Raw genomic sequence first — 12,506 nt, 5'->3', positions numbered from 1 at the left:
ATGTAAAATTTTACTTATTATGTCACAGTTTTCTTTCCATTGGCTACACCGGAAAGCCTTAGGAACAGTTGAGGACGGACTACCTGGAGCCCATTCCCCGGTTAGAAATATTGGTATATTGACAGTTTCAGCATAACTAACTACACACCAATCGTTTATACAGCATGTTAGCGGTTTGTTGCTTTTTTTATTTGGTCCAGTTTTCTATGTTTAATTCCTGTATCCTTTGGAATTCTTTTTCATTATTTGTCACCAAGGTAAGGTTAAGGCTTTTCGCATGGGAAGCAATTAGGGTATCAAGTGGACCAATAGGTGTTCCGTTCTTTTCAAGTTCAGCACGAAATTTACCATATTCTAAAGTGGCAAAATAATCAAAATCAACAATTTCCAGGGGAGTTAGAAATTTATTAAGAGCTTCTTGATTTCTTTCTGGATTTGAGCTTTTCATTATTCCATAATGAAGCTCTGCAAGGGTTATTGAGGATACAGCGACCGAACCAACGGATAAACTTTCAAACTTTTGTAATACTTTATCAGGGCGCTTTTTGATAATATAGATGCAGATGTTCGTATCGAGCAGCTAGTCCATTAATCGAGAGATTCTCTTGGTTGATCTTCTGGCTGTTTCCTTTCATCCATGAAGTCAGACGTAAATGACTCGAGGCTGTCGAACAGATTTTGCCAAGGCTTATGATAAGGTATAATGTAGAGAGCATTACCTATTTTTTTAAGGTAAACCTTGTCATCATCTATTTTCATCTGTTTTGGGATTCGAATGGCTTGAAATCCCTTTTTATTCTTTATGTTAATTGTCTTGAATCCCATAATCCCTTCCTTATTTCTAACAAATATAACGAATTTTTAAAACTTTTGTTGGACTCTTTGGGCAATAACCGCTAACGGTCAGCTGTATGCGCCGTGCGGGGTTGTGCGAGGCAACACCCCTTTGGGCTGGTATTCTATAAAATCGATTGATTATCATTACATTTGACTCATTGCCCCCATGGGGTTTACAGCATATTGTGGGTTGTGGCATTTTTGGACCTTAAATTAATCCACGTAATCTCGCAATGTTTCTTGTAGGTTAGAAAGGCTTGTTTGAATTATTTGCCAGACTTCTTCTGCATCTATTCCAAAATAATTGTGGGCAATAATGTTTCGGAATCCTATTACTTTGCCCCAATCAACTTGGTTTTTAGTTTCATCTTTTATCTCCTCGGAGAGTTTGTCGGCCATTTCACCAATAACAATGAAATTCATCATGGCTGCATCAAAAGTCTTTGTATCCGCATAAAATTCATCAGCATTATTAAATGAGGAAGTGTAATCCATTATCTTTTCAATCGAATCAAGAATGGAAACAACGCTGGCAAAATCTTTATGGGACATTTTATACATATCGGGCCTGGGATAGGATATGGTCCTTAATTCTGGTCTTTATATACTTTTCTCGGCATATATCAACCGGTCTGTTAAAATGCTTCTTAATCTCTTCCCTTAATTGTTTCTTCACCAAATATAAATCCTTCACGTTATCGTCGAATTCAACAATTAGATCAATATCGCTATCATCAGTTTGATCCCCCCTCACAACTGACCCAAAAACTCCTAGCTTGGTGAGATGATATTTTTTCATCAATCGGTACTTGTTCTTTGACAAGTATGCAAGTATTTGTGAAGAGTCTTTCATAACCGTCATTTTATCCAAATATACAATTATTTTGAGATTTTACCACCATCACTTGACCTCTTGTTACCATTACCCACAACGGAAAGCTGTATGCACCGTGCGGGATTTTAGAAGACGTGTTTTTGACGCCCGATACAAAACCTGGCTTGAGCCACAAAATTTAGACATCAAGCCGAAACGCCCGCATGGTGTATTACAGCATGTTGTGGTTCGTTTATTTTTCGGTCTTTTGAGTACGATTATCCCTAATTCTTTTCAGGGAATCATTATTACGGTGGGATTCTTCTTCAAGGTCATAGTCATCCTGAAGACCAAGCCAGAATTTTGGGGTATTTCCAAAGAAAGCACTTAACCTTAATGCTGTATCAGCAGTGATACGACGTTTACCTTTAATTATCTGAGAAATTCTTGTTTGGGGTATTCCTATTTCCTTGGACAATCTATAGGCACTAATATCCATTGGCTTAAGGAATTCCTCAACTAAAACTTCTCCTGGGTGTACATTGGGTAATTTACTCATCTTTTATGGATTTCATTTATGATAATCAGTAGTCTCGACTTCATGGGCATGATTGTTTTCCCATTTAAAAACTATTCGCCATTGGTCATTAATCCGTATGCTATAGTAACCTTTTTCTTTTCCTTTGAGCCTTTCTAATCTATTTGATGGTGGAATTCTCAAATCAGACAGGTTCTGGGAATTATTCAACATTCTTAATTTTCGTCTGCCAACTTTTTGAATTTCCAATGGAATCTTCTTAACTCTTTCTCCTTGCCAGATTTTTTCTGTATCCTTTGAGCCAAATGAAACAATCATGCTTTCATATTACGTTACTAACGCCAAAGATAAGCAATTTATTTTAACTTTGCAAGATTCTCTGTAGTCTCTCTTATAAATGAACCACAACGTATAGCTGTATGCGCCGTGCGGGATGTAAAAAGTATGACCTATTGCCCTGGTAAAAATTTTTGCTGAATTTGACTGCCTAATCGTCTGCAAGCCCGCCCGCATAGTACATACAGCATGTTACCGCCAGTATTATTTTTCTTTCTCAATTATCTTTCGGAAGTCTTCTATATTTTCAGGTAGGTTTTTCTTGGCAATCTCCCATATCATTTCGTAATCAATCCCAGAATATTCATGAGATACAAGATTTCTCAGTCCATACATCTTACGCCAGGGGATTTCAGGATATTTATCTTTTATTTCATCTGGTAAATTGTTTGATGCCTCGCCAATGATTTCAAAATTTCTCACAACAGCATCTACAACCATATTATTATTTTTAAATTCCTCAAAGTTCCTATCTCCAATATATTCTACGATTCTTAACATCGAGGTTAAGATATCCTCCAAATATATCTTATAATTTCTTCCCGTTTTGCTCATACATAATGAGTTTGGCTCAAAATGGATTTCTTTAATTGTTTCCGAAGAGCACCAACGGAAACTAAATCAACTTTTGTTTTAAGTTCCTTCTCAAGAAGATCTTTCAAGTCAAAAAATTCCCATCCAATAGGTCTGCTAAATTCAACCAATATATCAATGTCGGATTCTTCATTTTGCTTATTTTGAGAATACGACCCGAAGTACCCTATCTTATTGACATAGAACTTCTCAGCAAGATAAGGTTTTAATTCCTTCAATTTCTTTTCTATGAAATCTTGAGTTTGCATAAAGACAAATATAATGAATTCACTGGAATACAGCTAAGCTATTTTAATATTGGCGGCAACGGAAAGCTGTATGAATCTGTGCGGGATGAAAAGGTATGAACTTTTGCCCTGGTAAAAAATTTTGTCAAACTTGGAGACAGAATCTGCTGGAAGCCCGACCGCATGTTTATACAGCATGTTGTAGGTAGTTGAATATTATCCTTAGATTTCTATATGAGAATTAGAATCAAATTCAATGGTCATTTTAACTTTTGCCTTTAAGGCTTCAAATACTTTCATTACAGTGGAAAATCTTACATCTTTCGCATTATTTTCTATTTTGGATATCTGAGCCTTTTGTACACCAACTAAACGACCAAGTTGCTCCTGGGTTAAATTCTGCTCTTTCCGGGCTTTTTTTATCATATTACCCAAAATATCAAGCTTAAGATCAAATTCAAATTTATCTCGTCTGGCGGTTCCCTTTTTCCCAACATATTGATCAGTAAGTTCCTCCAGGGTGTATGTTTTCATCTTTTTCTTATCCATCTCTGCTGCTTTTTTGTTCATAATACAATTTACGTAGCTCTATTGCCCTATCGATTTGCTTCTTTGGAACTTTATGAGCCTTTTTCTGAAATCCATGGGTTGCAATGACAAGGGTTTTTGTGTATTTAATTTTATCCCAAAAGGCAAGAAGCCTAATTTGTTTACCCTTATATCTAGTTCTAAATTCCCAGATTTCATCTGTTAACTTCTTAAATAATTCTGGATCATTTGTTTCCCGTGATTTCCAAATGTTAAATATTACCTTTTCTCTAGTTTTATCATCTAAATCATCTAAGAAATCCTATGCAGGTTCCATAAATTGAACCTCATGTTTTACCATCCTTTTTTCTACAAAGTTAAGAAAAATTTCCTTATTGGGAAACAGTTGGCGTGTTTATTCAATTACCTACAACGTATAGCTGTATGCACCGTGCGGGATTTTCGAAGACGCGTTCTCATCCCCCGTTACAAAACCCAGCTAAAGCCGACCTCCTTAGACGCTGGAAGCCTGCCCAAATGGCGTATTACAGCATGTTGTGCGGTCTTGCTAAAGTATTATTAAAACGATGCTCATTAACAAAATACTGCATTCTTTAACCTTTTTAATTATTCAAAGTTTCTCCATGTTTAAATTTAATTAAGTCAAGAGTTTCATTCTATAACCTAAAAATTATATAAAGTTAAAATTCGATCACTGTTCCTACAAAACAGTCTTTAATCTTATCTGGTCCTAATTCTTTTCTTAATATATCTGTTGCTTTTGTTTTTTTAACAAAAGGATCCGGGAAATAATCAGTACAATGGTTAAGATAGAGATCAGGATTATTATACTCACTTTTTAACCTGGTAGCAACATATTTAACCTCATCCTCTGAGTAACGCACCATATGTGTGCCGCCAATAACAGCATGTATCTTATTATTAGTTTTTCTCCTTACGTAATCACAGATATTCAATATTCCGCTGTGTGCACAACCGGTTATAATAACTTCGCCTTTTTCAGTACTTAAAATAAGGCTTAAATCATCTTTCACAGGATCGACAACATATTTACCATTTTCAAGATGAAATGCATTGGGCTCCAAGCCGTATTTTTCATTTCTTTCTGCTATTTCACCTGTTGTTTGTAAATTATGAGTGATTTGTACAGGGTCCATCGTTAATAGCATCTCCAATTTATTTTCCTGGCTATCTGTTAAGGCAGGGCAGGTAATTGATTTTTTTATAAGACCTAAAATCTTATATATTTTTTTTTCACGAAAGGCAGGGTGCGCAATCAAAGTTAAAGTTTGATTTGTAATTCTTTTGTCAAGAAATCCTTGCAAACCTCCTGTATGATCAATATGACCGTGTGACAAAATTAGCTTCGTAATTTCATCAGGAGATATGGATAAAGTTTTCATATTGTTTAATAGAGTTTCGCTATTTAATCCTGTATCATAGAGTATTTTTTCTTCGCCAATATTAATCAGAAAACTTTGTCCATGACCACCCTTAAGTTTCGTATTGGTTAATGTCACATTACTGAACAGGTTTAATATTTTTGCTTTCATATTTACTCCTTTTTTATTATTATTTGCTCTAATCTATTAAGAATAAATAAACCATATAAATCCTATCAGCAGCCATAGCATGCCGCACAACGTATAGCTGTATGTACCGTGCTGGATGAAAGAAGTATGATCTATTGCCTTGGTAAATATTTTTGCTAAATTCGAATGCTGAATCTTCTGTAAATACGCCCGCATGGTGCATACAGCATGTTGTGCCCAGTTGGATTTTTATTTTTGGGGGATTAGAAGTTAATCAACAAGTAATTTTTCTATTTCTTCAATTAACTGTTCTGCGGAGGGTATCAGGCTAACAACTTCTTCGCGGGAAAATTCTATAAAATCATCATAATCGCTTGTTTGCCTCTTATCAAAAATATCAGTATAAAATCGAGCTAGATCTTTGTCTATTAAACCCTTTTTGACAAAATGTAACCCGAACATCCGCCGAACCCCTGCATGAGTTTGAGCTTTAATTTTATGTTGTAGCAATAGAGCACTTACTGCGTAATAGCAAGCATAATATAATCGATTAACGGCAGTACTCCAGAGTTCATTCTCAACATGAATGTTTACTTCTTTAAGGGTATCTTTTGCTCTGTTGATGCGATATTGGACAAGTTCTTTCCTTTCCTGTTCATTCATAGTACAACTCCCTCTTCATTTACTCGATCGTAGAAAGGAGTGATTCTATGGCGAGATTCCCAATCTGATTTTGTAAGAACCAAAGGACTGATTATTTTTCCAGTCTCGAATTCGATATCATAAAGGGGGTACTTTACACGCTTTTCATCTTCCCTTGATATTCTTTTTTGATCAAGCAGGATCAATATATCAACATCTGAATCAGCACGGTTATCTCCTCTTGCCCTGGATCCATATAAAATAACAATTGCATTGGAGGCTTTGGATTTCACCGATTTTTTAATCATTTCCAGTATTTCCTTATCTGTTGCCATACTTCAAAATTAATCAATTCTGAGGCATTTTCCAATCTTCTTACCAATTGGGCACAACGGAAAGCTGTATGAACAGTTGGGGAAGGACTAACTGAGTCCTATCCCCGGGTAGAAATATTGCTATTTTGATCTGAATCGGACAAGCTACTCAACCCCAATTGTTTACACAGCATGTTATAGGTAGTGCTATTTTTTTTGATATTTTTTGGGATCTATATGTACAACCTTTCCATTTTCTGAAACTACTAAATCTGAATTAGTGGCTATCTTATTTTTTATCAATTTCTGATAATATAATTCAAGCCCTTTGATCAGTTTTTCCCTCTTAGTTATATTACTTTTGGCCATGGCTTAATCTTTTCATTAAATTAAAAATAGAATTATCTTCAATTTTAATTATTTCTTTTTGTGTTCCTTCCGCAACTAATCTTAAATTAGGATTAGAATTATCTGTAATCATCCAATAATCACAAACAGGTATATATAATTCAAATAAGTTTTTTATGCCAGAGAAATATCTCCTTCTAATGACTTTTTCAGGAATATTGCGTCCGCCTTCTGCAACACGTGATTTAACTCTTTCAACCGCTAATTCTACTGAATCTAACCAAAAAAACAGTAAAGTAATTTCGTATCCGTTGTTCTTAGCTCTATCAATGGTTTTTAAATAATTTTTCGATGCTAGAGTTGTCTCAAAAGCAAAATCATAATTCCTTTTTATAAAATCACTTATCTTCTTCAGCATTATACGACCTGCCTCTATAGCAGCTTTCTCTGGATTAAACGGAGAAAGGCCCCTGGCTATTTCGTCTGCATTTATAAATTCTTCACAATCTAATATTTCTGGCAATACAGTATAGGAAGCCGTTGTTTTCCCAGCACCGTTACAACCTGCTATCACATATAAATTTGGCATTAATTGTCTTTTTCTCAAAGATAATCAATTCATACAAATTACCGTAATTAACCCTTCTTAGCATTACCTATAACGGAAAGCTGTATGCGCCGTGCGGGGTTTTCGAAGACGCGTTCTCATCCCCCGATACGAAATTTTGCTAAAGCCACCAAACGTAGACTTCATGACGAATGCCAGCATTTTGTATATAGCCTGTTATACGTCCGTAATTGATCATAATATCATATTTTTTATTGATTAACCAAAAATTGATCAACGGAAATATTAAATTCTTCCGGATGTTCTACCATTGGCAGATGACCACACTGATCGAAAAGATGAGGGATAACGTTTTTAATTTGTTTCTTCGCTATATATGCATGTGATAAAGGGAGAATCTTATCCTGTTGACCCCATATAACCATCACTGGAGATTCAATAAGTTGAAGGTTGTGCCTGATTGGATTGATTGCTTTTTGTTTCTGTCCGAAAAAATTAATTGCTGCCCGGGTAGTTGATAAATATACTTTCTGAGCCCCCGGTAATGCAAACATTTGATAACCTAATTCAACCATTTCTTCTGTTATTACTTCCTTGTTATATACCATTGATTCGTAGAGCCTAGATATTCCTTTTTGGCTAGGTTTCGTTAAGTATTTACCTATGATTGGAAGGGATGTTATTCTGTGAATCATGGAAGCCTTTTTTCCTAAACCCGAACTTGCTACAATAACAAGTTTTTTTACTTTTTCAGGATATTTAAGCGCAAATTGCAATACAATACCTCCACCTAGTGAATGACCAATCAAGTGGGCTTTCTCAATGTGCATCTTTTCCATGAAATCGTGCACAAACCTAGCAAAATAATCATATGTATATAGGGCTTCAGGTTTATCACTTTTACCAAATCCAACCAGATCTAATACATAAATTTTAAAATGTTTAGCAAGAACTGAAACATTGTACATCCAATTTTCTGCATATCCTCCCAATCCATGAACCAATATTAAAGGAGTCTCATTATCACCAATTGTCCAATAACGTGTGTTAACAAAATCAATATGTGTAAATTGATCTTGGGGTAATTGTGAAACATTCATAGCAAACTGCCTTTCTTATTTTTATATATTTATTACTCTATTAATTGCAACATTATGTTCTTTAAAGGAGATGGCGTATAACGGTTGGCGGTATGAAACGTTGGGGATTTCGGAGCTACTTCACTATCAAGATACAACAGCCCTTGATGCGAGAACCGAGGCTCGAATAATCACCTCGCCCCCCAATGTTTTATGACCGCGTGTTAGCAACAGATTTTATTCCCGTCTAAATATTAATGCTTCATCGGAAAAATCATTTTTCTTATCAACTTGTTCGTCAAAAGGGAAAAATTCCATTTTAATTTTTCCGTCTTTCAAAAATTCGATTAATCCATACATTTTCTCAGTCGAACTATTCCAGGTACTTACATATTCAATTTCAATTTCCGTCCGGTCATTATTATTCACCAGTTTATATTCAATCGGTTTTACAGTCGGCAATTCCTTCCCATCAAAGAACATTTTGAGTGTTTTATTATTAAAGAATTCATACGCGATTATCTCTCCGTCAGTTGTTTCTGATTCAGAAATCCATTTTCCTTCTAAATTTTCAGTTTGAGCGAAAATTGTCAACGGAATAATCATTAAAACTATAGTCATTAAATTTTTCATAACATTTTGTTTTTAATTTGTTGCTAACGGTTTGCGGTATGAAAAGTTGCCGATTGCAGGCGATTTCCTGTCAAGTTACACAAAAGTTGAAGCGGGCTACAACCCTTGAATAACCTACTGTTTCGGCAATTTTTTATACCGCGTGTTGGCAACTGGGCGATTTTTCTTATCTAAACAATCTTAAATAATTTTCAAATACATAAGTTCGCCCTCTCTTTCCACCAGTTACCTCTTTCAATATATCCATTTTCTCTAAATCTGTAATCAGTTTATACGAAGAAGGCATCGATATTTCGGCTACTTCACTAACTTTTTCTGCATCTATAATCGGTCGTTGATATAAATAATCAATTACTTTTTTTGCTTTAGTTACTCTACTTCCTAATCTCTGTATCTCCGATTCAACCTGCTTCTGTAATTTTAATATATTATCAAATGTCTTTATTCCATTTTTTGATGTCTCAATTATTCCAATAAGGAAAAACTTAAACCACTGTGAAAGATTGCTTTTCTTTCTTACAATCATCAAATTATCATAATATAACTGCCGATTTTTTTCAAAAAATTCCGATAAATACAAAATCGGTTTTTGTAATATCCCTTTGCTTACTAAATAAAGTGGTATTAATAATCTTCCTATTCTTCCGTTCCCGTCTAAAAATGGGTGAATCGTTTCAAACTGATAATGAACAAGTCCAATCTTTAATAACTCGGGCACAAATATCTCATTATTATGAATGAATTTTTCTATGTCACTCATCAATTCAGGCACAGATGCATGAACAGGTGGAATAAATGTTGCATCGTTTAGCGTTGTCCCACCAATCCAATTTTGGCTCGTTCGGAATTCGCCGGGTTGTTTTTTCTCTCCACGAACTCCCTGTAAAAGTACTCTATGTGTTTCTTTTATCAATCTGGAAGAGAAGGGTAATTCATTTAACTCCTTTATGGCCCATTCCAGTGCACTAATATAATTTTGCACTTCCTCCCAATCATCTCTCTTATCAATAGGGATATCTTCTTTGTCTAAAAGGGCTTCATCCAAATTTGTCTGTGTTCCCTCAATCTTGCTACTTTGGGTTGCTTCCTTTACAACATGCATGCTAATAAACAAATCAATATTGGGAATATATTTTGAATACATATCAAGCCTGCCCAATTCTCTATCTGCCTGACTAAGCAATTGCATTACCTCCATATCATCGATATGCAATTGTTTATTTATCGAAGTTGGTTGGAAACTTTTATAGTATCCCTGATTGATATATTGACCGGATTTGTAATTTTTCATTAGAATTTTTAAACAAAGATAGTCACTATTTAAGTTTTTTGCAATTTTCTTAAATAAGAAACTCCGTTATTTAATTTTTTGTCGTTTATTTAAATACCTGTCTCCACTGAGCCTTGTTGCCAACGGAAAGCTGTATGAACAGTTGGGGAAGGACTACCTGGATCCAATCCCCCAAGTAGAGATGTTGCTATTTTGACTTACCCTGATCAAGACATTTAGCCCCAATTGTTTATACAGCATGTTGTGGCTCTGTGGCGTGGCTTTATTTATCGACTTTTCCTTTATATAAATCCCAAATTGGAAAAATCATATCATAATCATTCCAATTCAAATTACCGTCGATTATTTTAAAATTTGAGAAAAGCCGTTCGTCTAGATATTTTCTTATGGAAGGATGCACCGACCTGGTTAGGAAAGGTTTGAAGTCGACTAGTTTTTCAGTTCCATCATTAAACTTAATTCTAATAGCAAAATCACCAATGTAATTTGCCTTTTCAATTTTAAGGCTCTTGGTTTCTTCTTTTTTATAGTCAACTGATATTTTCATTTTAACCTTTTTGTTATTTTCTCAAATTCAACATCTTTATGGTATACGAAATAATTAACCCACTTTTCTACAATTTTATCTGCATACACTTCTAAAAACGTTTCAAAGTCTTTAAGATTTTGTCCTTTGAGTGGTTTTGATCCTTTTACAGAGGAAACCTTTATTTCTTGAATAATCCCGTTTATTATATAAAATTCAGCTTTGCTTTCAAATTCTCCTTTCTTAGCATGAACATGGATGGGTTCATGTTCATTTGAGTAAAAAAATATAAGAATTCCTAAATATTCAAATATCTTGGGCATGGATTCTTTTTTTACAAAGGTAAAAATTTTAAATAACCTTTCACTTTCCGTCTATTAGCCATGAGCCACAACGTATAGCTGTATGCGCCGTGCGGGGTTTTCGGAGACGCGTTCTCACCCCCCGATACAAAACCCAACTAAAGCCGACCTCCTTAGAAACTGGAAGCCCGCCCGCATGGCGTATTACAGCCTGTTGGGCGCAGTATTTCACTAATAATCATTACATTAACTGCTAATCAATTCAAATTTATCGATATTTTTTTCTTGTTGGCAATATCTCTAATCACATTTTTAATTTCTTGTATTTCTATATATTCAAGTTTTGAAATTGTTAAAATAAGTTTTGTTTTATCTCTTTTTGATACAATAAACTTACTTGGTTTATAATCAATTGAATTTATTTTATCCCAGCTAATACTTTTTTCTTTATCAAAGACATCTGTTTTTATGCGAATCACCTGATTATCAATCTCAATAAAAGCTTTGCCTATAAGTCTATCTAGTGAATATCCATAACCGGCCATAAATAGAGAGAGACCGTTTAAAAGAAAAATAAACATATAAGGCCAGTCAAATCCAGAGATTGAGACTTCTTCTATTAAATGAAGAGGAATCCATGTAATCGCTATAACTATAACAAATAATCCAAATGCCATACTAACTTTTGATTTTTTCCTTTTTTTCAATAAGTCTTTTGAGTATTTCATAAATTTTTAATTGTTAGTAATTTCCAACGGATTTAAATAAAATTTTCATAATTAAAAGCTTTTTCTCGGGATGTATTCTTTCATGTTTCGTGAGTATCCATATTCCAACCATTAATATAAAAGATATAAATTGAAATATTTGTGGTCCCAGCTCATTGGAGTCAATGAAGAATGACAATATAAAAAGTAATATTGATAGGAGGATTATTCTAATTTTTATAGCATTTTTTGTTTTTTGAATTTTTTTTAAATTTTTTGAATAGGTCTTATACCATTCATGAAAATTCTTTTCTGGAATACTTTGAGACATTCCTAATTCTTTATACAAATCCGTTTTATTTATTTGTAAATCATTCATAAAAAAAATTTAATTAAACGCTTTACTACTTCATATTGCGCCCCAACGTATAGCGGTATGAACCGTTGGGGAGTGCGTGCTGCATTCCTATCCGCCGGTGAAAAAATTTAAAACGGAACAGAATATTTGTTTAACCAATTAAACCCCAATGGTTTATTACCGCATGTTGTATGCCGTTTATTTTTTTGCGGTCAAGCCATTAATTTGCTTTAAATTTTCAACAACAATCTCTCGCCGTTCACTAGCCATTAATGGATTAAGGTGACATTCAATAATTTCGTTTAAAGAAT

At 34.3% G+C, this 12,506-nt stretch carries 20 protein-coding genes and 1 pseudogene; all 21 read right to left on the bottom strand.

What is annotated here, in order from left to right; all coding sequences use genetic code 11:
• Positions 1-187 precede the first annotated feature (187 nt).
• Complete coding sequence (locus tag KGY70_02285; protein ID MBS3773992.1) at positions 188-580, bottom strand: type II toxin-antitoxin system VapC family toxin; 393 nt, start codon at positions 578-580, stop codon at positions 188-190.
• An 8-nt stretch (positions 581-588) separates the two neighbouring features.
• Positions 589-825: a hypothetical protein gene (locus tag KGY70_02280; protein MBS3773991.1), complete on the bottom strand. Its 237-nt coding sequence runs from the start codon at positions 823-825 to the stop codon at positions 589-591.
• Between the two features lie 225 nt (positions 826-1,050).
• Complete coding sequence (locus KGY70_02275; GenBank protein MBS3773990.1) at positions 1,051-1,398, bottom strand: DUF86 domain-containing protein; 348 nt, start codon at positions 1,396-1,398, stop codon at positions 1,051-1,053.
• Positions 1,391-1,690 carry a nucleotidyltransferase family protein gene (locus KGY70_02270; protein MBS3773989.1) on the bottom strand — a complete coding sequence of 100 codons (300 nt, stop codon included), beginning with the start codon at positions 1,688-1,690 and terminating at the stop codon, positions 1,391-1,393. The genes KGY70_02275 and KGY70_02270 overlap by 8 nt, the downstream gene beginning before the upstream one ends.
• 214 nt (positions 1,691-1,904) lie before the next feature.
• Positions 1,905-2,210, bottom strand: coding sequence for a HigA family addiction module antidote protein (locus tag KGY70_02265; protein ID MBS3773988.1), 306 nt, complete (start codon positions 2,208-2,210; stop codon positions 1,905-1,907).
• 12 nt (positions 2,211-2,222) lie between these two features.
• Complete coding sequence (locus KGY70_02260; GenBank protein ID MBS3773987.1) at positions 2,223-2,507, bottom strand: type II toxin-antitoxin system RelE/ParE family toxin; 285 nt, start codon at positions 2,505-2,507, stop codon at positions 2,223-2,225.
• A 222-nt stretch (positions 2,508-2,729) separates the two neighbouring features.
• Complete coding sequence (locus KGY70_02255; GenBank protein ID MBS3773986.1) at positions 2,730-3,080, bottom strand: DUF86 domain-containing protein; 351 nt, start codon at positions 3,078-3,080, stop codon at positions 2,730-2,732.
• Entirely contained in the window at positions 3,077-3,367 is a 291-nt protein-coding gene (locus KGY70_02250; protein MBS3773985.1) for a nucleotidyltransferase family protein, read from the bottom strand. Before KGY70_02250 ends, KGY70_02255 begins: the two co-directional genes overlap by 4 nt.
• A 201-nt stretch (positions 3,368-3,568) precedes the next feature.
• Positions 3,569-3,895, bottom strand: a complete 327-nt coding sequence (locus tag KGY70_02245) for a helix-turn-helix domain-containing protein (protein ID MBS3773984.1) — start codon at positions 3,893-3,895, stop codon at positions 3,569-3,571.
• Positions 3,888-4,235: pseudogene (locus KGY70_02240) on the bottom strand (type II toxin-antitoxin system RelE/ParE family toxin). Before KGY70_02240 ends, KGY70_02245 begins: the two are co-directional and overlap by 8 nt.
• A gap of 340 nt (positions 4,236-4,575) precedes the next feature.
• Positions 4,576-5,448 carry an MBL fold metallo-hydrolase gene (locus tag KGY70_02235; GenBank protein MBS3773983.1) on the bottom strand — a complete coding sequence of 291 codons (873 nt, stop codon included), beginning with the start codon at positions 5,446-5,448 and terminating at the stop codon, positions 4,576-4,578.
• Between the two features lie 249 nt (positions 5,449-5,697).
• Complete coding sequence (locus KGY70_02230) at positions 5,698-6,090, bottom strand: HEPN domain-containing protein (protein ID MBS3773982.1); 393 nt, start codon at positions 6,088-6,090, stop codon at positions 5,698-5,700.
• A complete protein-coding gene (locus KGY70_02225) occupies positions 6,087-6,404 on the bottom strand; it encodes a nucleotidyltransferase domain-containing protein (GenBank protein MBS3773981.1) in 318 nt (105 codons plus the stop codon). Before KGY70_02225 ends, KGY70_02230 begins: the two co-directional genes overlap by 4 nt.
• Before the next feature lie 334 nt (positions 6,405-6,738).
• Positions 6,739-7,320, bottom strand: a complete 582-nt coding sequence (locus KGY70_02220) for a zeta toxin family protein (GenBank protein MBS3773980.1) — start codon at positions 7,318-7,320, stop codon at positions 6,739-6,741.
• Between the two features lie 230 nt (positions 7,321-7,550).
• Positions 7,551-8,399 carry an alpha/beta fold hydrolase gene (locus tag KGY70_02215; protein ID MBS3773979.1) on the bottom strand — a complete coding sequence of 283 codons (849 nt, stop codon included), beginning with the start codon at positions 8,397-8,399 and terminating at the stop codon, positions 7,551-7,553.
• 216 nt (positions 8,400-8,615) lie between these two features.
• Entirely contained in the window at positions 8,616-9,011 is a 396-nt protein-coding gene (locus KGY70_02210) for a hypothetical protein (GenBank protein ID MBS3773978.1), read from the bottom strand.
• 166 nt (positions 9,012-9,177) lie between these two features.
• A complete protein-coding gene (locus KGY70_02205) occupies positions 9,178-10,302 on the bottom strand; it encodes a Fic family protein (GenBank protein MBS3773977.1) in 1,125 nt (374 codons plus the stop codon).
• A gap of 262 nt (positions 10,303-10,564) precedes the next feature.
• Entirely contained in the window at positions 10,565-10,849 is a 285-nt protein-coding gene (locus tag KGY70_02200) for a DUF2442 domain-containing protein (GenBank protein ID MBS3773976.1), read from the bottom strand.
• Positions 10,846-11,151, bottom strand: a complete 306-nt coding sequence (locus KGY70_02195; GenBank protein ID MBS3773975.1) for a DUF4160 domain-containing protein — start codon at positions 11,149-11,151, stop codon at positions 10,846-10,848. The genes KGY70_02200 and KGY70_02195 overlap by 4 nt, the downstream gene beginning before the upstream one ends.
• A gap of 236 nt (positions 11,152-11,387) precedes the next feature.
• Complete coding sequence (locus KGY70_02190; protein MBS3773974.1) at positions 11,388-11,858, bottom strand: hypothetical protein; 471 nt, start codon at positions 11,856-11,858, stop codon at positions 11,388-11,390.
• Between the two features lie 13 nt (positions 11,859-11,871).
• Positions 11,872-12,216, bottom strand: a complete 345-nt coding sequence (locus KGY70_02185; GenBank protein MBS3773973.1) for a hypothetical protein — start codon at positions 12,214-12,216, stop codon at positions 11,872-11,874.
• Positions 12,217-12,506: the final 290 nt, after the last annotated feature.

The organism is Bacteroidales bacterium (assembly GCA_018334875.1).
Classification (GTDB): Bacteria; Bacteroidota; Bacteroidia; order Bacteroidales; family UBA12077; genus JAGXLC01.
The sequence above is the reverse complement of the archived record's forward strand: the minus strand, read 5'-3'. Positions and strand labels throughout refer to the sequence as shown.

Excerpts from the sequence above, each read along its gene's own strand:
- KGY70_02280 (MBS3773991.1), bottom strand. The coding sequence starts at position 825 with ATGGGATTCAAGACAATTAACATAAAGAATAAAAAGGGATTTCAAGCC.
- KGY70_02275 (MBS3773990.1), bottom strand. The coding sequence starts at position 1,398 with ATGTATAAAATGTCCCATAAAGATTTTGCCAGCGTTGTTTCCATTCTT.
- KGY70_02270 (MBS3773989.1), bottom strand. The coding sequence starts at position 1,690 with ATGAAAGACTCTTCACAAATACTTGCATACTTGTCAAAGAACAAGTAC.
- KGY70_02265 (MBS3773988.1), bottom strand. The coding sequence starts at position 2,210 with ATGAGTAAATTACCCAATGTACACCCAGGAGAAGTTTTAGTTGAGGAA.
- KGY70_02260 (MBS3773987.1), bottom strand. The coding sequence starts at position 2,507 with ATGATTGTTTCATTTGGCTCAAAGGATACAGAAAAAATCTGGCAAGGA.
- KGY70_02255 (MBS3773986.1), bottom strand. The coding sequence starts at position 3,080 with ATGAGCAAAACGGGAAGAAATTATAAGATATATTTGGAGGATATCTTA.
- KGY70_02250 (MBS3773985.1), bottom strand. The coding sequence starts at position 3,367 with ATGCAAACTCAAGATTTCATAGAAAAGAAATTGAAGGAATTAAAACCT.
- KGY70_02245 (MBS3773984.1), bottom strand. The coding sequence starts at position 3,895 with ATGGATAAGAAAAAGATGAAAACATACACCCTGGAGGAACTTACTGAT.
- KGY70_02235 (MBS3773983.1), bottom strand. The coding sequence starts at position 5,448 with ATGAAAGCAAAAATATTAAACCTGTTCAGTAATGTGACATTAACCAAT.
- KGY70_02230 (MBS3773982.1), bottom strand. The coding sequence starts at position 6,090 with ATGAATGAACAGGAAAGGAAAGAACTTGTCCAATATCGCATCAACAGA.
- KGY70_02225 (MBS3773981.1), bottom strand. The coding sequence starts at position 6,404 with ATGGCAACAGATAAGGAAATACTGGAAATGATTAAAAAATCGGTGAAA.
- KGY70_02220 (MBS3773980.1), bottom strand. The coding sequence starts at position 7,320 with ATGCCAAATTTATATGTGATAGCAGGTTGTAACGGTGCTGGGAAAACA.
- KGY70_02215 (MBS3773979.1), bottom strand. The coding sequence starts at position 8,399 with ATGAATGTTTCACAATTACCCCAAGATCAATTTACACATATTGATTTT.
- KGY70_02210 (MBS3773978.1), bottom strand. The coding sequence starts at position 9,011 with ATGAAAAATTTAATGACTATAGTTTTAATGATTATTCCGTTGACAATT.
- KGY70_02205 (MBS3773977.1), bottom strand. The coding sequence starts at position 10,302 with ATGAAAAATTACAAATCCGGTCAATATATCAATCAGGGATACTATAAA.
- KGY70_02200 (MBS3773976.1), bottom strand. The coding sequence starts at position 10,849 with ATGAAAATATCAGTTGACTATAAAAAAGAAGAAACCAAGAGCCTTAAA.
- KGY70_02195 (MBS3773975.1), bottom strand. The coding sequence starts at position 11,151 with ATGCCCAAGATATTTGAATATTTAGGAATTCTTATATTTTTTTACTCA.
- KGY70_02190 (MBS3773974.1), bottom strand. The coding sequence starts at position 11,858 with ATGAAATACTCAAAAGACTTATTGAAAAAAAGGAAAAAATCAAAAGTT.
- KGY70_02185 (MBS3773973.1), bottom strand. The coding sequence starts at position 12,216 with ATGAATGATTTACAAATAAATAAAACGGATTTGTATAAAGAATTAGGA.